The sequence below is a fragment of the Achromobacter sp. JD417 genome, from assembly GCF_041879325.1.
Taxonomy (GTDB): Bacteria; Pseudomonadota; Gammaproteobacteria; order Burkholderiales; family Burkholderiaceae_B; genus Achromobacter; species Achromobacter mucicolens.
The window spans coordinates 348,592-370,700 of sequence record NZ_CP087159.1 but is presented as its reverse complement, the minus strand read 5'-3'; the positions used below and the strand labels follow the sequence as shown (position 1 = coordinate 370,700).

18 protein-coding genes are annotated in these 22,109 nt (G+C 67.0%); 9 read left to right on the top strand and 9 right to left on the bottom strand.

The window, feature by feature from the left end:
* Window positions 1-9 precede the first annotated feature (9 nt).
* Window positions 10-741, bottom strand: a complete 732-nt coding sequence (locus LN047_RS01675; protein WP_056319353.1) for a TenA family transcriptional regulator — start codon at window positions 739-741, stop codon at window positions 10-12.
* 226 nt (window positions 742-967) lie between these two features.
* Between LN047_RS01675 and LN047_RS01670 the strand changes: the two genes are divergently transcribed.
* A complete protein-coding gene (locus LN047_RS01670; protein WP_056319356.1) occupies window positions 968-1,183 on the top strand; it encodes a hypothetical protein in 216 nt (71 codons plus the stop codon).
* A 48-nt stretch (window positions 1,184-1,231) separates the two neighbouring features.
* Here the strand turns inward: LN047_RS01670 and LN047_RS01665 are convergent, their stop codons facing one another.
* The gene (locus LN047_RS01665; protein WP_373981023.1) at window positions 1,232-1,663 is read right to left on the bottom strand and encodes a DUF2809 domain-containing protein; all 432 of its coding nucleotides are present in this window, start codon (window positions 1,661-1,663) and stop codon (window positions 1,232-1,234) included.
* Between the two features lie 152 nt (window positions 1,664-1,815).
* Between LN047_RS01665 and LN047_RS01660 the strand changes: the two genes are divergently transcribed.
* Together LN047_RS01660 and LN047_RS01655 are read left to right on the top strand one after the other, a co-directional pair.
* Window positions 1,816-3,507: an MFS transporter gene (locus LN047_RS01660; RefSeq protein ID WP_373981022.1), complete on the top strand. Its 1,692-nt coding sequence runs from the start codon at window positions 1,816-1,818 to the stop codon at window positions 3,505-3,507.
* A 16-nt stretch (window positions 3,508-3,523) separates the two neighbouring features.
* A complete protein-coding gene (locus LN047_RS01655; protein ID WP_373981021.1) occupies window positions 3,524-5,602 on the top strand; it encodes a site-specific recombinase in 2,079 nt (692 codons plus the stop codon).
* A 25-nt stretch (window positions 5,603-5,627) separates the two neighbouring features.
* Here LN047_RS01655 and LN047_RS01650 read toward each other — a convergent pair whose 3' ends face one another.
* The 4 genes from LN047_RS01650 to LN047_RS01635 are packed head-to-tail and all read right to left on the bottom strand — an operon-like array spanning window position 5,628 to window position 10,248.
* Window positions 5,628-6,611 carry a spore coat protein U domain-containing protein gene (locus tag LN047_RS01650; RefSeq protein ID WP_373981020.1) on the bottom strand — a complete coding sequence of 328 codons (984 nt, stop codon included), beginning with the start codon at window positions 6,609-6,611 and terminating at the stop codon, window positions 5,628-5,630.
* On the bottom strand, window positions 6,608-8,953 hold the full coding sequence (locus tag LN047_RS01645) for a fimbria/pilus outer membrane usher protein (protein ID WP_373981019.1): 2,346 nt from the start codon (window positions 8,951-8,953) through the stop codon (window positions 6,608-6,610). The genes LN047_RS01650 and LN047_RS01645 overlap by 4 nt, the downstream gene beginning before the upstream one ends.
* Window positions 8,954-9,012: 59 nt before the next feature.
* Entirely contained in the window at window positions 9,013-9,732 is a 720-nt protein-coding gene (locus LN047_RS01640) for a molecular chaperone (RefSeq protein WP_223574009.1), read from the bottom strand.
* 12 nt (window positions 9,733-9,744) lie between these two features.
* Window positions 9,745-10,248: a spore coat U domain-containing protein gene (locus LN047_RS01635; protein ID WP_108696286.1), complete on the bottom strand. Its 504-nt coding sequence runs from the start codon at window positions 10,246-10,248 to the stop codon at window positions 9,745-9,747.
* 438 nt (window positions 10,249-10,686) lie between these two features.
* On the opposite strand from LN047_RS01635, the gene LN047_RS01630 reads away from it, so the two are divergent.
* Together LN047_RS01630 and LN047_RS01625 are read left to right on the top strand one after the other, a co-directional pair.
* Window positions 10,687-12,096 (top strand): MFS transporter, encoded by a 1,410-nt coding sequence (locus LN047_RS01630; protein ID WP_373981018.1) that lies wholly within the window; start codon window positions 10,687-10,689, stop codon window positions 12,094-12,096.
* A 180-nt stretch (window positions 12,097-12,276) separates the two neighbouring features.
* Complete coding sequence (locus LN047_RS01625) at window positions 12,277-13,899, top strand: methyl-accepting chemotaxis protein (protein ID WP_373981017.1); 1,623 nt, start codon at window positions 12,277-12,279, stop codon at window positions 13,897-13,899.
* 95 nt (window positions 13,900-13,994) lie between these two features.
* On the opposite strand, the gene LN047_RS01620 is transcribed toward LN047_RS01625, so the two are convergent.
* Complete coding sequence (locus LN047_RS01620; RefSeq protein ID WP_373981016.1) at window positions 13,995-14,603, bottom strand: HutD family protein; 609 nt, start codon at window positions 14,601-14,603, stop codon at window positions 13,995-13,997.
* Between the two features lie 174 nt (window positions 14,604-14,777).
* Between LN047_RS01620 and LN047_RS01615 the strand changes: the two genes are divergently transcribed.
* Together LN047_RS01615 and LN047_RS01610 are read left to right on the top strand one after the other, a co-directional pair.
* The gene (locus LN047_RS01615) at window positions 14,778-15,068 is read left to right on the top strand and encodes a metal-sensing transcriptional repressor (RefSeq protein ID WP_056319375.1); all 291 of its coding nucleotides are present in this window, start codon (window positions 14,778-14,780) and stop codon (window positions 15,066-15,068) included.
* Window positions 15,069-15,091: 23 nt separating this feature from the next.
* The gene (locus LN047_RS01610) at window positions 15,092-16,201 is read left to right on the top strand and encodes an S-(hydroxymethyl)glutathione dehydrogenase/class III alcohol dehydrogenase (RefSeq protein ID WP_056319378.1); all 1,110 of its coding nucleotides are present in this window, start codon (window positions 15,092-15,094) and stop codon (window positions 16,199-16,201) included.
* Here LN047_RS01610 and LN047_RS01605 read toward each other — a convergent pair.
* Window positions 16,140-17,315, bottom strand: a complete 1,176-nt coding sequence (locus LN047_RS01605) for a glycosyltransferase family 4 protein (protein ID WP_373981015.1) — start codon at window positions 17,313-17,315, stop codon at window positions 16,140-16,142. The genes LN047_RS01610 and LN047_RS01605 overlap by 62 nt on opposite strands.
* Complete coding sequence (locus LN047_RS01600; protein WP_373981014.1) at window positions 17,312-18,310, bottom strand: hypothetical protein; 999 nt, start codon at window positions 18,308-18,310, stop codon at window positions 17,312-17,314. The genes LN047_RS01605 and LN047_RS01600 overlap by 4 nt, the downstream gene beginning before the upstream one ends.
* Window positions 18,311-18,649: 339 nt before the next feature.
* On the opposite strand from LN047_RS01600, the gene LN047_RS01595 reads away from it, so the two are divergent.
* Both LN047_RS01595 and LN047_RS01590 read left to right on the top strand, forming a co-directional pair.
* On the top strand, window positions 18,650-19,759 hold the full coding sequence (locus LN047_RS01595; protein ID WP_373981013.1) for a GTPase: 1,110 nt from the start codon (window positions 18,650-18,652) through the stop codon (window positions 19,757-19,759).
* 187 nt (window positions 19,760-19,946) lie between these two features.
* The gene (locus LN047_RS01590; protein WP_373981012.1) at window positions 19,947-22,043 is read left to right on the top strand and encodes a putative bifunctional diguanylate cyclase/phosphodiesterase; all 2,097 of its coding nucleotides are present in this window, start codon (window positions 19,947-19,949) and stop codon (window positions 22,041-22,043) included.
* Window positions 22,044-22,109 lie beyond the last annotated feature (66 nt).

The following is a 22,109-nucleotide window of genomic DNA, read 5'->3' as shown; positions in this document are numbered from 1 at the left end:
AGTGCAAGATCAGGCGGCAAGGCCCAGTTCGGGCAGCTTGATCTCGTCCTGCACGTAATCGGTATAGAGCGCCGTGGTGTAGAGCAACCGCATCTGCGCCCCGATCTCGCAGATCTTCAGGCAGCGCTGTTGCAGGTCCACCGTGTTGGCGTGCTCCAGCACGATCTGGTAGCCGCGTTCGCCGTGGATTTCGTCGGAGACGATGTGCAGGTCGAAGAACTCGACTTCCTCGTCCGTGAAGCCGTACTTCTCGCGCAGGGTCGGCGTCTGCTTGCGGTAGATGGACGGCACCTGCGATTCCAGTCCCACCACCAGGCCGGCCACCGCCACGATCGGATCCTCGCGCATGGCCACGGCATAACACCAGCTCTGCAGCGCGCGGGTCGTGGGCGACATGTTGTCCGGATTGGTGACCCGTTCGCGCGTGGTGCCGCAGGCTTCGGCAAAGCGGATCAGCAGGTCGGTATGGCGGTCGCCGCCGATTTCCTCTTCATACATGTTGGCCAAGAGGAAATCCTTGGCCTCGGTGTAGGTATCCGGCGTGCGGGCGTACAGGTAGCCCAGGTAATCGGCGAACGGGCCGACGTAGTGATAGTGGTTTTCGGCCCAGCGCGAAAGGTGCTCGCGGCTCAGCTTGCCTTCGGCCCAGGCGATCGAAAAGGGCGACGCGTTTGCGCTCTTGCCCTTGATTGCGTTTTCCAGCGCCGTGCGGAATTCATCTCGGTTCATCAGTTCTGCCATGACTCGCTCCAGGTCCAGTGGGAGAAATTCCAGGCCTGTCGAAGCCCGGGCATGATGAACATTGTATATCGTCTACTCTTTTGGGCTGCTAGGGCAATCCCGAAGTCAACCCGTTAATCAGGGACAGTTTCAGACATATCAAGCACTTGTGCCGTCCCAGGCCGGCTGGACCCCAAGGCACGAACCACGTACAATGAATACAATTTCAACGCAATACGGAAATACCATGAACACCCCGCACCCTCTGGGAGACGCCCCGATCGGCCAGCAGCTGCTCACCCATTACGCCCGCCGCGATGCCGTGCGCCACGCGACGCCGCTATTTCCTTCTTCCTGGTCGGAGTTGCTGGCGCCGTTCCGCACAGCCCGCCTGCAACCGCTGCGCGCAGCCGCGCCCGCCGTGCGCGCGCAACGCGACGACACGGTCTGCCAAGCCGGTTAAGAATCAGGTCGTGCCCGTGGGGCCGGCATCCAGCCGGCCCCGCCCCGTTCAGCGTCTTGCGCGCAGGCTGGCCTGCATCCGGGCATTTTGCAGCGCGGCGCGCCGCTGCCGTCGCGCAAGGCCGCCGGCAAGCGCCAGCACCACGACAAAGCCCACGGTATAGGCCAGCACGTCCCACCAATCCGGCACGCTGCCGAACACGACGCGCAGCACCGGCTGCTCGATGCGCCATCCGAATTGGCGGCCCAGGTATTGCGCGAACTCCACCGCATACCCGGTGAACAGCGCCGCCAGGGCCAGCGGCAGCACGCCCGCGCGGATAAAGCTGCGGTACAGCAGGTAGGCCCAGCCCACCGCCACCACGTCGCCCACGAACCCCCGCAGGAAGGGATAAGGCGCGCCCAAGGTGGCGATCAGCGCCAGCACGGCGGTCACGGCAAGCAGGGCGGCGAACGCGCGCCCGTTGAAAGTCAGGGTCATTGAATCAGCAAACGTAAATAGTGAAACAGGGGCAGCCGGGAGGTTACCGGAAACGGGCCTGCCGCCTCCCCCGACGCATGGCTTGGGCGTACCATTGAGCGACCCTGACCCAGCCCAGAACGGGCGCGATCCTCGCGTCCGGCCACGCTCCCATGCTGCAGCCCGTTTCGGCGTCGACCGACCTGCCAGCGGCCCCTCCGGCCGCGCCCGCGCCTGTCCTGCAGGTCAGCACGCTTTCCCCTTTCGCCTTTCCGGCCTTTCGCGTCATCTGGATCGCCAATCTGTTTGCCAACCTGGGCACCTGGGCGCAATCCGTCGCGGCCGCATGGGTGATCACGACGGAGCAGAGCAGCCCGCTGATGGTCGCCATGATCCAGGTGGCGGCCGCCTTCCCGCTGGTCGCGCTGTCGATCCTGACGGGGGTGCTGGCCGACAACCACGACCGCCGCAAGGTCATGCTTGCCGGCATGCTGCTGGAGCTGGCGGGCGGCGTCTTCATCACCATCCTGGCCTTTGCGGGGCTGCTGCACCCGATCACGCTGATCGCGTCGGTGTTCTGCATTGCCATCGGCAGCGCCATCGTCACGCCGGCCTGGCAGGCGGCCGTGGGCGAACAGGTGCCGCGCGAGCACGTCGGCAGCGCCGTGCTGCTGAACAGCGTGAACTTCAACGTGGCGCGGGCGGTGGGCCCCGCCATCGGCGGCCTGCTGCTGGGCGCAATGGGCGCATCCTGGGTCTTTCTCTTGAACTGCTTTTGCTACGGCAGCCTGATCTGGGCGATCTGGCGCTGGAAGCGCGACCTGCCCGTGCGGCGCCTGCCGCCCGAGGGGCTGTTCGAAGGCGTGGTGGCGGCGGTGCGCTACACGCAGCATTCGACGGTGACGCGCGTGGTGATGCTGCGCTCGTTCGCCTTTGGCCTGTCGGCCAGCGCGCTCTGGGCGCTGCTGCCCCTCTTGGCGCACGAACATGAAAGCGGCAGCGCGCTGCTGTATGGCTACATGCTCGGCGCGCTGGGCGTGGGCGCCATCCTGGGCAGCGTGGTGGTGCGCCGGGCCCGCGCCGCCTGGGGATCCAGCGGCCTGATCAGCGTGGCCGCGGCCCTGCTTGCCGCCTGCCTGCTGGCGCTGGGCCTGACCGACACCTTGTGGGTCGCGTTTCCCGCGCTGCTGCTGTCGGGCGGCTGCTGGATCGGCGTGCTGGCCACCTACAACACGACCGTGCAACTCCTGGTGCCCGACTGGGTCAAGGCGCGCGCGCTGGCGCTGTACCAGACCGCGATATTTGGCGGTCTGGCGGCGGGATCGTTCATGTGGGGCCACTTCGCGGGCACGATGGGCGTGTCGGGCGCGCTGTCCACCGCCGGCATCGTGCTCGGCGTCACCGTGGCCTTGCTGTACCGGTCGCGCCTGCCCGAACAGGTGGATGCCCGGTCGCTGACCCGCGCCGACGACGCGGAACCGGCCATGGCCGCCGCCGGCTTCAACACGCAGCGCGGCGCGGTGCTCGTCGCGGTGGAATACCTGATCAACGCGGACAAGCTGGCGCCGCTGCTGCATGCCGCCCAGCCGCTGCGCCTGTTGCGGCTGCGCAATGGCGCGCAGCAATGGCAGCTGTTTCGCGACCTGGAGCGTGAGGGCGTCTGGCGCGAGGTCTTCCTGGTGGAAAGCTGGATGCAGTACCTGCGGATGATCGACCGCATGACACTGGCCGACAAGATGGTGCTGGACGAGGTGCGCGCCTTGCACGCGGGCGACAAGCCCCCGACGGTGTCGCGCAACGTCAGCTACCTGGCCATGAATGCGGCGCAAGGATTCTCGTTGCGCCGCGACCCCCATTCACGATGACGCGCGAGGCTCGATCATGCTGACTTCTTTGTGGCGCAATTGGCGGGCTTCCCGGGGCGGGGCGCAGCTCGACGTCATCCTGGCCAATGCCGATCCGCAGTCGCCGCTGGCCGAACGCAATCTGTGGCTCATCGACCTGGGCCGCTGGCTGAACCGGCCGGGCGGCGCACCGTCGCGGCAGGATGGGGGGGATCCGCGCCACGCGCGGCTGCGCTACCTGTTGCAGGTGCTGGAAAACAATCCCGCCGTGGCCGCGCGCACGGCAGCCACGTTGCGTTCCGTGCTGGTGGACAACGATCCCACCACACTGCTGTGCGACACCGGCGTCGCATCGCAGCCCGGCTTCTGGGGCGAATTGTGGCGCCGCATCGTCGATTGGATGCTGCCCCCGCCCGCCAACCGCGGCGACATGGACGGGTTGTTCACCCTGTTGTTTCGCCGCGCCGGCGACGCGCAATGGATCGAGTCGCTGGACGACGCGACACTGGCCCGCGTGCGCGCGCTGATGCACCGGGACGAAGGCGTCGCTGCGCACGACTCGGACGCGTCCGCCGCCCCCACGCCCGACGCGCTTGCCCGGCGCCTGGCGCATGCACTGACCAGCAGCATGCAGGTGCTCATCAGCCAGGTCCGCGCGGCCGGTCTCAGCCAGGACATCCGCTCGCGCCTGCCGGGCCGCGTGGAAGACACCCCGTTCTTCGCGCTGTCCGATGCGGCCGCCGATCTCTTTGCCAGCACGCCGGACACGCCGCGCGAGGCCGTGGGCCGGCGCCTTAATGTGCTGCGCGCGTTGCTGGACGAATGCCGCGCGGCCGGAGATGCGGTCTACGAAGAACTCAAGCGCAACGGCGTGGCGGTGGACGTGGTCTACCAGATCGAGTGCATGAAGCTGCGCCTGGCGCGCATCGAGCTGCTGCTGAGCGTCTGGATCGATCCCACGCAGCGCCATCGCTACGTGCACCTGATGGCCGAACTGATCCGTTGCACGCTGGCGCGCAGCAGCATCCGTCATCTGGCGGCCTCATCGCTCGCCCAGCTGGCGCGCCGAGTGATGGACCGCAGCGCGGAAACCGGCGAACACTACATCGCCCGCGACACGCTGGAATACATGGATATGCTCAAGGCCTCCATGGGCGGCGGCTTTGTCGTCGCGTTCACCGTCTACGTCAAGTTCATCATCACGTCGGCGCATCTGGAGAAGTGGCTGGAAGGCCTGTTGAACGCGTTGAACTACGCGGGCAGCTTTCTGGTGATCCAGTTCGCGCATTTCACGCTGGCGACCAAACAGCCGGCCATGACGGGACCGGCGCTGGCCCGCCGGCTGGACGCGGCCTACACGCCTGACGGCCGCGACGCCTTCGTCGACGACACGCTGGCGATGGTGCGTTCGAACGCGGCCGCGATTGCGGGCAACCTGGCCGTGGTGTTTCCGCTGGCCTGGGCAATCCAATGGCTGGCCATGCGGATGCTGGAACAGCCGCTCATCGACGCCGACAAGGCGCAAGACACGCTGCAGTCACTGTCGTTCTGGGGACCGACGCCGCTTTACGCCGCGGTGACCGGCGCGCTGATCTGGCTGTCCAGCCTGATCGCCGGCTGGGCCGACAACTGGTTTGCGCTGCACCGCGTGCACGACGTGATGGCGTATGGCCGTCGCACCCGGCAGTTGCTTGGCGCGCGGGGCGCGGTGCGCTGGGCCGGCTTCTGGCAGCGCAACGTGTCCCTGATCGCCGCCAACGTCTCGCTGGGGCTGATGCTGGGCCTGCTGCCAGTCTTCGTCAGTGCGCTGGGATCGACACTGGAGGTGCGCCACGTGTCGCTCAGCGCCGGCCAGATCGCCGCCGCGCTCGCCACGCTGGGCTGGGATGTGGTGCACACGCAGGTGTTCTGGATGGCCGTGGCCGGCACGGTGGCGACCGGCGCCCTGAACGTCATCGTCAGCTTTGCGCTGGCCTTCAACGTGGCGATGGCCTCGCGCGACATGCGCCGCGACGATCGCACCTCCCTCACGGCCGGCGTGCGACGCCGCATCCTGCGGCGGCCCGCGGCGCTGTTCTGGCCGGTCAAGCCGCGCCCGGCGCCGGTGGAATCCTGACGCGACCCGGTCTAACGAGACCCGGTCAGAACGTGACCGTGGCGGTGATGACGTCACGGTAGGTGCCCGGGCGCGGCGTTGCCTGCGCGGGCACGCGGCCGTACACCGTGAAGGTCTGGTTGGCGCCCGTGCCGACGCCCGCCCGCGGCGCGCCGCCCGAGGCATCGCCCCACACCGTTGCGTAGGCCGCGTCCTGGTAAAGCTGGTAGTTGACGGTGTCGGCAGCGCTCGTGTGCTTCATCTTGCGGGCCAGCACGTTGCCGCCGACGGAGCCGCCGTTCAAGGCCACGGAGAACGCGTTGGCGTTGGTGCACCGGACGGTGATCTGGCTGTTGGCCGTGACCGCCGCATTCAGGACACCCCGCGCGGGGAACGCCATGTCCGTCGCGTTGATCGTGCAGTTCTTCTGCACGGTCGACCGGACCACCAGCGGAATCGTGATGCGCTGAGTGGGCGCCGCCAGCGGACAGTTCGACAGGCCGGAAAGCAGGCCGAAGAGCACATCCAGGCGGCCAGTCGTGGTGTACGTCTCGCTGTACTGCGTATTGGCGTTTCCGACTGTCGGCACCGCGGACTGCCCGCCCGGCAGCTTGCCGTAAAACCGGAACGTGGTGGACACGCTGCCGCCGCCCAGCACCGGACCGGTAATCGTCTGCGATGTCGGCTGCCCGGCTGTCGCCGCGCCCCACACCTGCGTGCGCGCCGCATCGGTGTACAGGTTGTAGTTCATCCGGTTCGTGCCCGCGCCCAGGGCGCGTGCCGCCACGGACGGGCTGGTGTTGCCCACGCCCAGGCTGAAGCACAACCGCGCGCCAATCGCGAGCAATGAAAAATTGCAGGTCACGGCGATCTGTCCGTCCGCCACCGTGTCGGTCGGCAGGAGCGGGTTGACGATGCCGAAGTCCAGGGTCGCCGTCGTGCCCGCCGACAGCGCGCAGGTGTTTGCCTGCGCGGCGCCCGCGTATCCCATGCACAGCCCGGCGGCCGCAAGCAGCAGGGAGATCTTCATGGCTGGCCTCGCGCCAAGGGCGTGCACACGACGGGTCCCAGCGTGGGCAGCGGGTCGTCGTCGGCATGCGTGTAATCGAACTCGGCTTCGCACGATACGCCGCCGCCCCGCACGCGCACCCGGTTCGTGGCCGCCACGTCCTCCACGAAGGTCAGGCCGTCGTAGCCCACCACCGAACGCTTGCCGCTCTCGACGTGGGCGACCTCCGCCCCCACCGGCACGAACGCCCCGTCCGGCAGCGTCAGGATCACCGAAGCCGCCTCGTACTTCTCGACCTTGAAGGTGGTCAGCACGCCCGCGCCGGATTGCGGCACGACGACGGCGCGCGTCGAATCCAGCCGCACATCGACGGGCAGGTCCTCGGGGTCGATGGAAATGCGATTGGTCTGGTACGCGTTCAGGTCCGGCACCAGCAGGTGCCCGCTGCCATTGGTGCGGCCCAGCTTGCGGTTTTCGTGCAGCACCGCGACGTCCGGCGTGCCGTCGGTGGAGACCAGCGCGAAGCTGTCGTTGATGCGGCGCGATGGGATCACGGCGCCGTCCATCAGCACCAGCGAACCCGAGGCCTGCGCGGACGCCTGCGTCCTGCCGCCGTAGTCCTGCACCAGCCCGCTCACCAGCCCGTACTGGCCCAAGTACTGGATCTGGCCCTGGTTGAGCTGCATGCCGCCGCTACGGCCGTTCTGCACCGCCCAGCCCCAGCCGCCTTCATAGGGCACGCTGCTTTGGGCGTTGACGCTGTAGGTGTCCTGGCCGCCCTGCCGTCCGACCGACACGCCTGCCTGCGTGCGCTCGCCCAGCATCAGCGACAGGCCCAGGAACACGCCTTCCGAATTCGATTGGGAAAAATCCTTGTACGCGCTCAGCGTCAGGACCACGCGGCTATTCAGGTTGGCGGTGTACGAGGCCGAGCCCAGCTTGGCCATCGGCACGTCCGGCATGCGGTAGCCGATATAGCTGAGCGCCACGCTTTGCGATCGGCCCAGCGGCATCGACACCGTCACGCGTTCGGTCTGGCGAGGCACCGGCGCGTCCTCTCGCGATCCCAGGTCGCCGTAATTGCCGACGAGGCGCGTGGCCTGCGTGTCTACGCTGAATTCCGGCCGCACATACTGATAGCCCAGACTCACCTGACCGCCGCTGAAGTCGCCCGCGCTGCCCGACAGCGAGCCGCTCACGACGCCCAGTTGTCCCAGCTTCGCCATCGCGCCGGCGCCCGCGTTGTACAACCCCGGGCCGACCTCGGTGTGCGCCTCCAGCGTCAGGTCGTTGCTGTAGCCGTAACGGCCCGACGCGGTCAGCACGGGCTTGCTGTCGTAATCGAACGAGCGCACGCTGAACTGGCGGCGCACGAAGCCCGCCTCGACCGACCAGCTGGACAGCCCCGCGGCCAGCATGCGCGGATCGATATACAACGGCACCGAGGTGCTGACGGTGCGGCCCAGCGCGTCGCGCGTGATCAGCGTGGCCTGGCCCGCGCCGGTGATGCCCGGTATCTGGTTGACCACGAACGGCCCGGGCGGCACGTTGCCCGAGTACTGCTGCACGCCATTGACGAACAACGACACCGATGACGGCACGACCGACGAGGCGCTCAGCGACGACACCGGAAAGGTGACCAGGTCCGGGCGCAGCGCGAAATTGCGGCCCCATTGAACGCCGGCCACCCGCACCGACCGCGACCAGTTCAGCGACGAGGTGATCGTGTCGCCCAGGCGCAGCGTACGCAGCGTTTCCTGGTCCGAGCGCGTCCAGAACGTGTCGTAGCGCACATACTCGTCGCCGCGCCCGCCCAGGTAGGCCGTGCCCGAATTGCTGAAGACGCCGTTCGCATCGAAGTAGCGTTGCTCGGTGTACAGCGAGAGCCGGTAGTCGTAGTCGGTCTGCGAATAGGCGTCGTAGTTCACCACCAGTCCGCGCCCGGCCGTCGCCAGCGGGGTCGCCGGCAGGCCGCGCGTATTCACCTCGTAAGGCACGCGCAGGGTATCGGGCAGCACCAGGTCCACCGACTGCGCCGCCGGGTTGTACACGTAGCGCAACCCCGCCACGGCATCCAGGCTGACCTGGCGCGTGTCCGGCATGCCGATCGCGGACAGGTCCACGCCAAGCGAGCGCAGCGCGGCGCCGCTGACGGACAGCCGCCCGTGCGCGTCGTGAAAACGCAGCAGCTGGGATGTATTGACGCCGTTGATGCTGACCTCCAGGTACACGTCGCGCTCGGCCATGCTGCCGAACGAAACCAGTTGATCGGGCGTATCCGCCGCCAGGGCCGGCGCACCCAGCAGCAAGAGCGCGAAACCCAAGGCGCGTTGCCCGCGGTGACGGGTAGCGCGCAATGCCATAGACTGCCCTTCCGTGGTTGCCGGCAGGCCGTGCGGCGGGCCGGAACGCGGTCACGCTTTCAGTGCGGGTTGAAGGTGACCATGTCGCCGTTGACGAGCGCCCGGATCTTGACGGGTCCGTCGGCGCCCTGCCTGGCCGGGAGGTTCCATTGGCGCGCGCGATTGGCCAGCGCGTAGCCCAGCAGTCCCTCCAGCTGCGCCACGGGTTTGCCCGCCCGGTTCAGGATCTGCAGCTCGGCCACCTGGGCATAGCGGCTACCGCTGTTGGACAGCCGCACCACCCATTCGCCGCCCGCACGTTCCACCCGCCACGCCAGCTCCGGTTCGGGCGACGGCGTCGTGCCCGCCACGAACACCGGCACCGAATAGCGCAGCCGCAGCACCACGCCATTCACCGCGGCCGAGGACGGGTCGGGAATCTCGTCAATGATGAGGCGAAAACCCTGCTGCCGCGCCGGCGCATCCTTGGACACCCGCACCAGCCGCACCAGTTGCTCGCCGCCCGGCGGCACCTGGATGATCGGCGGACTGGCCTGAATGTCGGACGTGGGCGACAGCACGTCGTCGCCATCGGCCTGCTCCCAGCCGTAGATACGCACCTGCCCGTAGATCGGCGTGGCGCCGGGATTGCGCAACATGATGCCGCCCGCGCCCTGCGTGGGCGCAAGCTCGACAAGCACCGGGGAAATCTGCAGGGCAGCCGCCCCCGCCGCACCGCCCCAGCCAGTCAGACAGGCCGCCAGACAGGCGGCAAGAACCGCCCGAAAGAACTTCCGCATCGGGCGGCTCCCTTAGAAGTAGACCGTCGCGGTGACTGTGGAAGAGTAGGTGCCGGGCGCCGGCGTGGTCTGCGCGGGCACGACCCCGTTGACCTGGATGGGCGTCGCCGCGCCGGTCCCGGTGCCGCCCACGCGGGCCGCTACATCGGCATCGCCCCACACCACCGTCGTGCTGCCCGGCTTGTAGAGCTGATAAGCCACGGTGGCGGTATTGGCGCCGGTGCCGCTCAGAAACCGCTGCGCTTCCGTGGACCCCGTCCCCGTGCCGGCATTAAGGCCGACGGTATACGGCGTGGTATTGCTGCACGTAACGGAGAGATTGGTGTTGCCGGTAACCGCAGTATTTAGCACGCCCTGGCTGCCGAAATTCAGATCGGTCGCGGAAATGACGCAGTTTGCGGTAATGGTGAGCGTGACGTTGAAATTGGCGGTGGCGGTCTGAGCGAGCGCCATGCCGGGCGCCGCGCCACCTATACACAGACACAATGTCGCTGCGCGCAAGGTCGAGCGTTTCATGAAAAATGCCTCCACGGTATACGGTTGCACCATCAATCCTGCTGCGGATAATCGTACGTCCAAATATTGGAACGCGGAACTAAATGGTTTCGTATTCAGGGGGCATTTCTTACGATTATTAACGAATCGATCGTTAATATCGCAGCGCAATATTTGACTCTACCTTTGAACGCACGGCGAAAATAGGCGTACATATTGTTGTATTTGAATTTCCCGTGGCGTTTCATCAAGTGACAATTGCCCGCCGATTATCCGATTGGATAATCGTCATGCTCTGGATGATTAATCCGCCGCGCGTGGCATTCCCGACGTCGTACGCTGCGGCCCAGCCGTGATCGTCGCGCCGGCTGAAGATCCGTCGAATTCAAACAGCGCATTAGAATCTGTCCCTACGACTCCAGGCGCTCCGCCCGGACGCCCTCGCAGCGCAGCCCATCCATGCTCTCGTTCTCCCGCAGCACCGTCTATCCGGCCGGCGTCGGCCTGCCCGCCGCCGAACGCCTGGGCGCCCTCGTGGCCGTCATGCTGGCGGTCTGCATGGCCAGTCTGGACACGGCCATCGCCAATACCGCCTTGCCCACCATCGCGCGAGACCTGCAGGCCAGCGAGGCGGGTTCCATCTGGGTCATCAGCGGCTACCAGCTTGCGATGGTGGCGGGCCTGCTGCCGGCGGCCGCGCTGGGCGAGATCCTGGGGCACCGGCGCGTCTACATCGTCGGCCTCGCGGTCTTCACGCTGGCCTCTTTGGCAAGCGGCCTAGCGCCATCGCTGCCCGTGCTGGTGGCCACCCGCATCCTGCAAGGCCTGGGCGCGGCCGGGGTGATGAGCGTGAACGGCGCGCTGCTGCGCTTTATCTACCCCTCGCACATGCTGGGCCGCGGGCTGGGCCTGAACGCCATGGTCGTCGGCCTGTCGTTTGCGGGCGGACCGACCGTGGCGTCGGCCATCCTGTTGCTCGGCTCGTGGCACTGGCTGTTCCTGGTCAATTTCCCCATCGGCATCCTGGCCGGTGCGCTGGCCCTGCGCGGGCTGCCGGACACCACGCGATCCGATCACGGGTTCGATGGCATGGCCGCGGTGCTGTGCGCCCTGACGCTGGGCCTGCTTGTCCTGGCGACGAACGAACTTGCCCACGGCGCGCCGTGGCCGCGCGTGGCGTTGGAAGGCGCCGTGGCGGCGGCCAGCCTGTGGCTGCTGATGCGGCGTCAGGCCGGCCATCCCGCGCCCATCCTGGCCGTGGACCTGCTGCGCCGTCCCCTTTTTGCCCTGTCCGCCGCCACGGCCGTGTGCGCATTTGCCGCGCAGGCGCTGGCCTTCGTGTCGTTGCCGTTCCTGTTCCAGACGGTGCTGGGCTACAGCCAGGTCCAGACCGGCTTTCTGATCACGCCGTGGCCGGTCGTGGTGGCTTTCATGGCGCCCATCGCGGGCCGGCTTTCGGATAGCTACCCGGCCGGCATGCTGGGTGGCGTGGGACTGGCGATGCTGGCGCTGGGCATGGCGTTGCTGGCGCTGATGCCGGCCAACCCGTCCGTGCTGGACATCTCGTGGCGCATGGCAATCTGCGGCGCGGGCTTTGGCTTTTTCCAGTCGCCCAACCTGCGGGCCATCATGACCTCCGCACCCGCGTCGCGCGCCGGCGGCGCCAGCGGCATGATCGGAACCGTGCGCCTGCTGGGCCAGGCATCCGGCGCGGCGATGGTGGCCGCGTGTTTCAACGTGTCCACCACGCACGGCGCCATCGCGGCGCTGTGGCTGGGCGCCCTGTGCGCCGGGCTCGCCTGCATCGCCAGCTTTGCCCGGCTGCGGTTCGACGCAAGCGAACCCGCGCAGACGCCCGCTTCGCGCTGACGAAGCCACGCAGGCCGGCCTGGGCCGCGCCTGCTTCCAACCGCAACACTGTTGCCGTTCGTGTCGTTATATTCGCCCATCGCGCCGACATATTCGTAAGATGTGCAACATCCGGCTAAATAAGGCCCAGGCCACGTCGTTGTCCTTAAGCAGGCTTGCTGCACCTTTGGGACGACGCGCATGACACAGTTTCTGAAAGACATCACCATCCGCCGCATGATCCTGGGCACCTTGCTCATGATCAGCCTTTTCATCGCCGGCCTGTCGGCCATCAGCGTCCATGGGCTGCGCAGCGCCGGCGAAGCGCTTGCAGCCAGCAACGATCTTCTGAATGAGGTATCCGCGCTTTCCCGCGTCAACGACCAGATCATGCGCGCCCGGCTGCGGCTGTCGCGCCAGCTGGAGTACGTTGCCGGCGGCCAGAAGGACCTGGCGGCCGCGGAAGGCCGCAGCATCGACACGGCGCTGACCGAAGCGAAAAAGCATCAGGCGCAGTTCATTGAACTGGCCCGCCGGGACGCGCCCACGGCGCTGCTGGACGCGATGCGCTCGGGCTTTGACGCCCTGGTCAACGGCATTGACGTGCAACGCCAGCATCTGGATGCCGGGGCCGTGGACAAGGCGCGCGCGCAGGCGGCCGGACCGGTCGTCACCGCCAGCCGCAGTTTCGGCAAGGGCATGGAGGATTACGAGGCCTACGCCAAGGCCCGCGAAGTCCAGTTGTGGGCGGACGCCGACGCCAACCGCCGTCAGGCCTACACCGGCATGGGCGTGGTCCTTGGCATCTGTCTGCTGCTGCTGATCCTGGGCGACCGCTATGTCGTGCATTTCGTGAAGCGTCCGCTGGATTCGCTCAAGGGTCATTTCCAGCGCATCGCAGGCGGCGACCTGACCACGCCGATTCCGTCGTTCGGCAAGAACTGCGTGGGCCAGATCATTCCTTTCCTTCAGGACATGCAGGCCAGCCTGGTGCGCACCGTGCATGCCGTGCGCGATGGCGTGGTCGAGATCAACACGGGCTCCAGCGAAATCGCGGCCGGCAACCAGGACCTGTCCAGCCGCACCGAGCAGCAGGCGGCGTCGCTGGAGGAAACCGCGGCCAGCATGGAGCAGTTGCTGTCCACCGTGACCAGCAATGCCGAAAATGCCCGCATGGCCAACGAGATGGCCGCCACCGCCTCAGACGTGGTGCAGCGCGGCGGCGACGCCGTGCAGGCCGCGGTCAGCACGATGCGCAAGATCGCGCAGGATTCGAGCCGCATCGAGGACATCGTCGGCGTGATCGACGGCATTGCGTTCCAGACCAACATCCTGGCCCTGAACGCGGCGGTGGAAGCGGCGCGCGCCGGCGAGGAAGGCAAGGGCTTTGCCGTGGTGGCTGCCGAGGTCCGGTCGCTGGCGCAGCGCAGCGCCGGCGCTGCCAAGGAGATCAAGCAACTGCTGGACGCCTCGGGCGCGACCGTGCAGGCCGGCTCGGCGCAGGTCGAGGCGGCGGGCCTGACGATGACGGAAATCCTGGAGACCATCGAACAGCTGACGATGCTGGTGAACGACATCGCTACCGCATCCAACGAGCAGGTGACGGGCATCGACCAGGTCAATACCGCCGTCACGCAGATGGACCAGGTGACGCAGCAGAACGCCGCGTTGGTCGAAGAAGCCGCGGCGGCGGCCTCGTCGCTGGAGACGCAGGCGCAGCGGTTGCAGGCGGCGGTCAGCACATTCCGCCTGCCCCCGCAGGGACAGGGCGCCGTCCAAGCCCCTGCCCATTCCTACGCCCAGCCGGCGCTGTTGCCGGCGTAGTGTCCCGCCTGACCGCCGGCAGGCCCTGATCCCTCACATCGCAGGGAGACGGCGCCTGCTGCGGGCGGGGCCTCGCGAGGCCCGCGCGGAAAGCCTCAACGTCCGCCCGCGCGCGGCGACAGTTCGATCACGCAGGCGTCAAGGTCCGCCTGCGCGGTCAGGCAATACCGTGCCAGCCCCTCCTGCCCTTCGACGTGCAGGCAGTCATAGCGCGATGCCATCCGATGCTGCGCGCCGTCCAGTTCAACCGCCAGGACGCCGCCGGCATTCAGGATCAGCACGCTGCGCGCGCTGCTGTGAAACACCCAGGGATCCGCGCCCCGCACCCATTGCAGGCGGGCGTGCCACCGGTCGGGCGCATAGATCAGGTTGAAGTCGCGGATCGGGCCGTCCAGCAGGCGGCAGTCCACCTGCGCATCGCCCGAAAACGCATACGCCGTGCGCGGGCCCAGCGGCGCCTGGCGATTGCCGTCCACCGTCAGTTCGATGCCGCGCCCTTCCAGTACGGTGAGGATGCGCTGGAAACCGCCAAAGGCGGAAAAGCCGCCGTCCTGCGCCACGTCGGCCAGCGACAGCCGCCAGTCGAACGACGCCGTATGGCCCCCGGGGTTGCACGCGACCTCCTGGGTCGTGCCCCCGCCATTGCGCCACGGCATGCGGGGATGGTCCTCGGCCCGGTACAGCCGCACATCAGGGAAATTCATGGCTACGGATAAGTCCTGTAGGGTCCGGTGGAACAAGGCGAAATCAAACACGCGAAATGAATCACGCGAAATTATAGGTCGCACGCCCCGCCGCCTGCCCGCGCGGCTGCGCGGGCCTGGACGCGCCCCGCCGGAATCCGTATACTCCCCCCCTGTATCGCATCGGAGCTTGCCGTGCCGCACTCCCCAGAAGAAAAGAAACGCGTTGTCACCCGCCTGCGCCGCATCCAGGGCCAGGCGTTAGCATTGGAACGCGCGGTGAACGAAGGCACGGAATGCGGCGCGCTGCTGCAGCAGTTGGCGGCGCTGCGCGGCGCCACGAACGGCCTGATGGCCGAAGTGCTGGAGAGTCATCTGCGGGAAACGTTCCTGCAGTCTGCTCAGGGAAGTCCAACGGACCCCAGGCCCGAGACCGAATCGCAGATCGATGACCTTATGCGCATCGTCCGTTCCTATCTGAAATAACCCCCTCTACGTGGAGCATCGTTATGAAATCACGCGCAGCAGTCGCATTCGGCCCCGGCAAGCCGCTGGAAATCGTTGAGATCGATGTCGCGCCCCCGCAGCGCGGCGAGGTGCTGGTCCAGATCACGCACACCGGCGTCTGCCATACCGACGCCTTCACGCTGAGCGGCGACGATCCCGAAGGCCTGTTCCCCGCCGTGCTGGGCCATGAAGGCGCGGGCGTGGTGGTGGAAGTGGGCGAAGGCGTGACCTCGCTGAAACCCGGCGACCACGTCATTCCGCTCTACACGGCCGAATGCCGCGAATGCAAATTCTGCCTGTCGGGCAAGACCAACCTGTGCCAGAAGGTGCGCGCCACGCAGGGCAAGGGCGTCATGCCGGACGGCACCTCGCGCTTCAGCTACGAAGGCAAGCCGCTTTATCACTACATGGGCTGCTCGACGTTCAGCGAATACACCGTCGTCAATGAGATCTCGCTGGCCAAGATCAACCCGGCCGCGCCGCATGAAAAGGTCTGCCTGCTGGGCTGCGGCGTGACGACCGGCATCGGTGCGGTGCACAACACCGCCAAGGTCAAGGAAGGCGACACGGTCGCCGTGTTCGGACTGGGCGGCATCGGCCTGGCGGTCATCCAGGGCGCGGTCCAGGCCAAGGCCGGCCGCATCATCGCGGTGGACACCAACCCGAACAAGTTCGTGCTGGCCAGCGCCATGGGCGCCACCGACTGCATCAACCCCAAGGACTACGACAAGCCCATCCAGGAAGTCATCGTCGAACTGACCGACGGCGGCGTGGACTTCTCGTTCGAGTGCATCGGCAACGTGCACGTGATGCGCGCCGCGCTGGAATGCTGCCACAAGGGCTGGGGCGAAAGCATCATCATTGGCGTGGCGGGCGCGGGCCAGGAAATCAGCACCCGCCCCTTCCAGCTGGTGACGGGCCGCGTGTGGCGCGGTTCAGCGTTCGGCGGCGTCAAGGGCCGCACGCAACTGCCCGGCATGGTGGAAGACGCCATGAGCGGCAAGATCGATCTCGACCCGTTCGTCACCCACACGCTGCCCCTGGACCGGATCAACGAAGCGTTCGATCTGATGCACGAAGGAAAGTCGATCCGGACGGTGATCCACTACTGACGTAGGCGTTCTCGCGGTAGACGCGTTCGGTATTGCCGACGAAGGTCGCCAGCGAGAACTCCTTGAGCGCCGTGCTGCGCGCATCCACGCCCATGGCGTGCAGCACGCCGCGGTTGGCCATGATGTCCGACAGCGTCCGGGCCACCGACTCCGGGGACCCGGGCGGCACCACCCAGCCGTTGCGGCCCTCGGTCACGTTCTCCGGCAGGCCGCCCACGCGGGTCACGATGACCGGCTTGCCTGCGGCCATCATCTCGCGGCAGGCAAACGAAATCGTCTCCAGCCGGGACGACAGCACAAAGCCCACGTCCAGCGCCGCCAGCACCGGCTCCACATTGTCGAGCAGCCCGGTGAAGACCACCTGATCCTGCATGCCCAGCGCGGCCACCTGGCCGAGCAGGTCGTCGCCCGGCATCGCGCCGGCGATCAGGATGGCGACCTGCTCGCGCTGCGCGGCGGGCAGCAAGGACACGGCAGCCACCATGTCGATCCAGCCTTTATAGTCCGCGGTGCCGGCATTGCTGCCGAGGACCAGCCGATTGCGCAGCGCGGGCGGCAGGAAGCGCGCGCGCGCCTCGGCCTTTTCGGTGCGGCAGGCGGGGCGGTACTTCGCGGTGTCCACCCCGTTATGCACCACGCGCAGGTCTTCATCGCGAAACACCGACTGCTTCATGCGCCGGAACGTGTGGCTGCACACGCAGATGACGCGATTGGTGGCCCACTTGGCGCGCAGGCGCACGCCCAGGCTGCTGGCGCTGCGGTCCGTGTGCTGCGTGTAGACGATGAAGGGGCGCTTTTTTCCCATCCCCAACGTCGCCAGCATGCACAAGCGGTGATCGGCCGAGCCATTGACGTGGATGACGTCGAACTGTTCCTGGCGCACCAGGCTGCGCAGGCGGCGCAGCGCGGACAGCTGTTCGGCCAGCGTGCCCTTGAATTCGAGATCGATGGTGCGCAGGCCCGGCAGGGCCTCGGCCTCGGCCAGCAGGCGGCTCTTGCGCGGCGCACCGACCATGACTTGCGATTTCTGGCACAGGATGCGCGCCAGCGACATGACGTAGGTCGTGTGCCCGCCGCCATCGCCCTGGTGGAAATTGGTGTAGAGGATCTTCATGATTCGGGTCTCGTCGGCGGTTGCGTGGCGGGGTCGAGCAGACAGCTCCAATGCCGCTTTTCAAAGATGTCGTCGCCCAGCCGGCTGAGCAGCGACAGGTTGTAGACCTGGATGCCGCGCGCGCGCAGCAGCTTGCCGGCCTGCCGGAACGCCGGCTCGATGTGGCCGGCAAACTGGCGGTCCAGCGCGGTGGGCAGTTGCGCGCCGGCTTGTTCGTAGAAGCGCGGGCCTGCGGTGGCCGTCAGGTCCAGCCCATGCAGAAACACCGTCCGGGCGCCCAGCCACGCCAGCAATTGCAGGGACGTGTAGGCCACCGTGCCGCCGCCGAACAGGCCGCGTGCCGCGTTCAGGCTGAAGCCATGGGCGTGCATCGGATGATGCGCATCGAACAGCACCAGTTCCGGGTCGCCGGCCAACTGCGCCTGCAGCGCCTGCGGCGCTGCGCGCGGCTGCTGGGCGCGCTGATGCACTTCCTCGAAAAGCGCGATGCGGCAGCGAACGGCCCGATGGTCGAACAGCAATGCGATCCAGCGGTACACCTCCGGCGTCACGAAAAGCACCAGATCCTGGTCCAGCACCTGCGCCACGAGGTCGCGGCGCTTCTTGACGAATCCGGCGTCCAGCATGGCGTAGTAATGAAAGCGCAGCGCCGGATGCCTGTTGCGCAGCGCGATCGAGCCGTTCACGCCCATCACCGTGCGCATGCGGCATTGCGCGTAATCGATCTGCGCGACCGACGGGCCGCTGAGAATCAGATGGGCATCGCCGCCGAGGCCACGTGGCAATTGTTCCAGTGAAACGGTTGCCGGCCCGCGCACCCCGTGCAGGTCGCAGCCGGTCAGACGGTCGGGGCCATCGCGCCGCACCGTGACGAACGGCCAAAGCGTCTCGTTGTGGCGATGCGCCTTGGACCGCGTGACGCGATACAGGTAGCGCAGACCCTTGGTGAGGGGACGAGAGCGCAGCAAGCGGGGAACGAGCGCAAGACGGGGCATGTGGATTGCGCGGGTACCGCGGCGTAGCCTGACAACGGCCTGATTCTACGAAGCGCATCGCCCGAAATCGCGAGGGGATTATGTGAGATGTAACCCTTTGAAGAGACGAACAATCCGCCCCCGAATTTGCCCGGTCCTTCGCGGGCCGATTCCTGTCTTTCATCATATGGAAAACCACCCGTCCGTACGTGAGGACACGCTGGCCCGCACGTCGCGCGGCGTCCTGCCAACGGTGTCCCCCAGACGGGCGAGGCGTTTTCACCCGATTACGTTTTGCGCCAAAGAAGTCATCCTCTGATATCGTTCCGGCATCTTCCCTTGCCCGCCACGCCCCCTTAGATGAGCGCCATCCGCCCCGACCACCCCGACCTGCAAGACGCCATCGCCGATGCGATCAGCACCGCCACGCGCGGCGCCGGGCGCGTCAACATCCTGGTCGCCGGCAAGACGGGCGTCGGCAAGAGCACACTGATCAACGCCGTGTTCCGCGGCGATCTGGCCAGGACGGGCGCGGGCAAGCCGGTCACCCAGACCACGCAGGAATTCACCCGGCCGGGGCATCCGCTCACCATCATCGATACCCGCGGGCTGGAAGTCGCCGACTACGCGCGCTCGCGCGAACAGCTTGCCGAACTGATCGAAGAGCGATCGGCGTCGGACGACCAGGACCGGCACCTGCATGTGGCCTGGCTCTGCATCCAGGACAGCAGCCACCGCGTCGAGGACGCGGAAATCGAACTGTGCGACATGCTGGACAAGGCCGGCATCCCTGTCGTTGCCGTGCTGACCAAGGCGCGCAAGAACAGTCCCTTCCTGGACGAGGCCCGCAAGCTGCTGCCGCGCGCCCGGCAGGTTGTGGCGGTGCGCGCGCTGCCCGAATGGATCGAGGAACTGGACGCCGAATTGCCACCCATGGGGCTGGACCGGCTGATCGAGGTGACGGCCGAGCACGTGCCCGAGGCCCAGCAGCGCGCCTATGCCAACGCGCTATCCACGCGCAACAAGAAGGCCCTGGAAGTAAAAAAAAAGCGGGCTGAGATCGAGGTGAACGTGGCCGCAGGCCTGGCCGCATCGGCCGCCGCCGCGCCCATTCCGTTCTCGGACGCCTTTGCGCTGGTGCCCATCCAGGTGGGCATGATCGCCAAGATCGGCATCACCTTCGGCATGGAACTGAACACCACCGCGATCACCACGCTGGTCACGTCCACGCTGGGCGCGTCGGCCGCCACGCTCATCGGGCGCTCGGTGGTGTCGGGCATGCTGAAGTTCATCCCGGGCGCAGGCAGCGCGGTGGGCGGCACCATCGCGGCCACCACGGCCGGCGCCATCACCAAGCTGCTGGGCAATGCCTACATCGCGGTGCTGCACGACTTCTGCCTGAAGCACCCGGGCAAGGACATCGACGTCCCGATGATCGCGCAGGCGCTCAAGCAACGCGTCAAATTCTGATCGCGCGGCGATGCAATGAAATGAGATTGAGCGCCAAGATTCGATAGATTGTTCTTTTTGGTGACAGCGCGGTTAATACTGACGCCCTCACGACGTAAATCTAGTCACCACTCCCATTCTTTCAGGGCAGATCCGCCCACGCGCGTTGCCGCAACGCGGCCCGTGTGCGCAAAGCCCGCCGCATCCCATGAACTTCGCCAATTCCGACGTCATGTACCGCCATCTGGTGCAAGGCGTCGTCGACTACGCCATCTACATGCTCAACCCGGATGGCACGGTCGCCAACTGGAACGCCGGCGCGCAACGCGCCAAGGGCTACACCGCCGACGAAATCGTCGGCCGGCATTTCTCTTGCTTCTATACCGAGGAAGACCGGGCGCGTGGCGTGCCGCAGCGCGGCCTGGCCACCGCGCGGGAATCCGGCAAGTTCGAAGCCGAGGGCTGGCGCGTGCGCAAGGACGGCACGCTGTTCTGGGCGCACGTCGTCATCGACGCCATCCATGACGATACGGGCACGCTGATCGGCTTTGCCAAGGTCACGCGCGACAACACCGAGCGGCGCGAACGCGAACAGCAGCTGCTCAAAGCCAAGCAGCTGGCCGAGCACTACAACAGCGAGCTCACGTCCATGTCGACCTTCCTGCAGGCGGTGGTGTCGCACATCCCCTCCTGCGTGCTGGTGCTGGATGCGGTGTCGCGCCAGTTCCTGCTGGCGAACCGGCAGGCCGAAGAGACGTTTGGCGGCAGCCCGGGCGGCCTGCAAGGCAAGACCGCGAAGCAGTGCCTGCCCGAGCTGGTATGCGCGTTCTTCGACCGCCTGACCAACGACGCGCTGCGCTCGGACGGCGCCATGCGCGAAGAGGAAGAGGAACTGGCCACGGCGCGCGGGCCGCGCACCCTGCACACCAAGACCCTGGCCTTTCACAGCACGGACCCGCGTTCCCGCTATGTCCTGCTCATCGCGGACGACGTCACCGACGAAAACGCCGCTCACGCGCAGGTGCGCTACATGGCGCACCACGACACGCTGACGGGCATGCCCAACCGCCGGCTGTTCCGCGACCGGCTGCTGAGCGCGCTGGGGTCGAGCCGCGACCGGTCGACCGCCGTGCTGTGCCTGGACCTGGACAACTTCAAGAGCGTGAACGACACGCTGGGCCATCAATCCGGCGACGAACTGCTGCGCCTGCTCGCCAAGCGCCTGCCGCGGCACCTGCGCGAACAGGACACGCTGGCGCGCCTGGGCGGCGACGAATTCGCCATCGTGCTGCCCAACATCGCGGAACAGGACGACGTGCGCAAGCTGGCCGAGCGCCTGATCGAGGCCGTGCGCCAACCCTTCGAGATCGCCGGCCACACGGTCCCCGTCAGCGTGAGCATCGGCATCGCGATCTCGGAGTCGCAGTCGCTGTCGGCCGACCACCTGCTGCGCTACGCGGACATGGCGCTGTACGAGGCCAAGCGCAATGGCCGCAACTGCCTTGCGTTCTTCGAGCCCGAAATGGAAGCGGCCGCGCTGCGGCGCCACGAGGTCGAGATGGACCTGCGCCAGGCGATCATCTCGCAACAGCTGCAGCTGTATTACCAGCCCATCATGGACGTGAGCCACGTGCGCATCGTGGGCCGCGAGGCGCTGATGCGCTGGCAGCACCCGAAAAAGGGCCTCATCATGCCGCAGGACTTCATTCCCATCGCGGAAGAAACCGGCCTCATCCACGAATTGGGCGCGTTCACGTTGCACGAGGCGTGTCTGGAGGCCATGCGCTGGGACGACAACGAAACCGTGGCGGTCAATTTGTCTGCCAGCCAGTTCACCAACGGCGCGCTGGTGTCGCTGGTGGAATCGGCGCTCGCCAAATCCGGCTTGCCCGCCCGCCGCCTGGAACTGGAGATCACCGAATCGGTGCTGCTCACCAATTCTTCCGGCAACCTGGATACGCTGCACCGCCTGAAGGAGCTGGGCGTCAAGGTGGCGCTGGACGACTTCGGAACCGGCTATTCGTCGCTGGGCTACCTGCGCACCTTCGAGTTCGACAAGATCAAGATCGACAAGTCGTTCACGCAGGACGTCGAGTCCAGCCGCGAGGCGCTGGCCATCATCCGCGCCATCAATGGCATCGGCCGCAGCCTGGACATCCCCACGACGGCCGAGGGTGTGGAAACACCAGAGCAGTTGCAACGGCTGACGGCGGAAGGCTGCTCGCACTTTCAGGGATATCTGCTGGGCCGTCCCGTGTCGCACGGCGACACGCACACCGGCCCGGCACAGACCTATACTTCCTAGACACCGGCCGCGATGCGACGCGCCATCGCGCCGGCGCAGTGCGCCTGGCGCGTCTGCTGTTCCAAC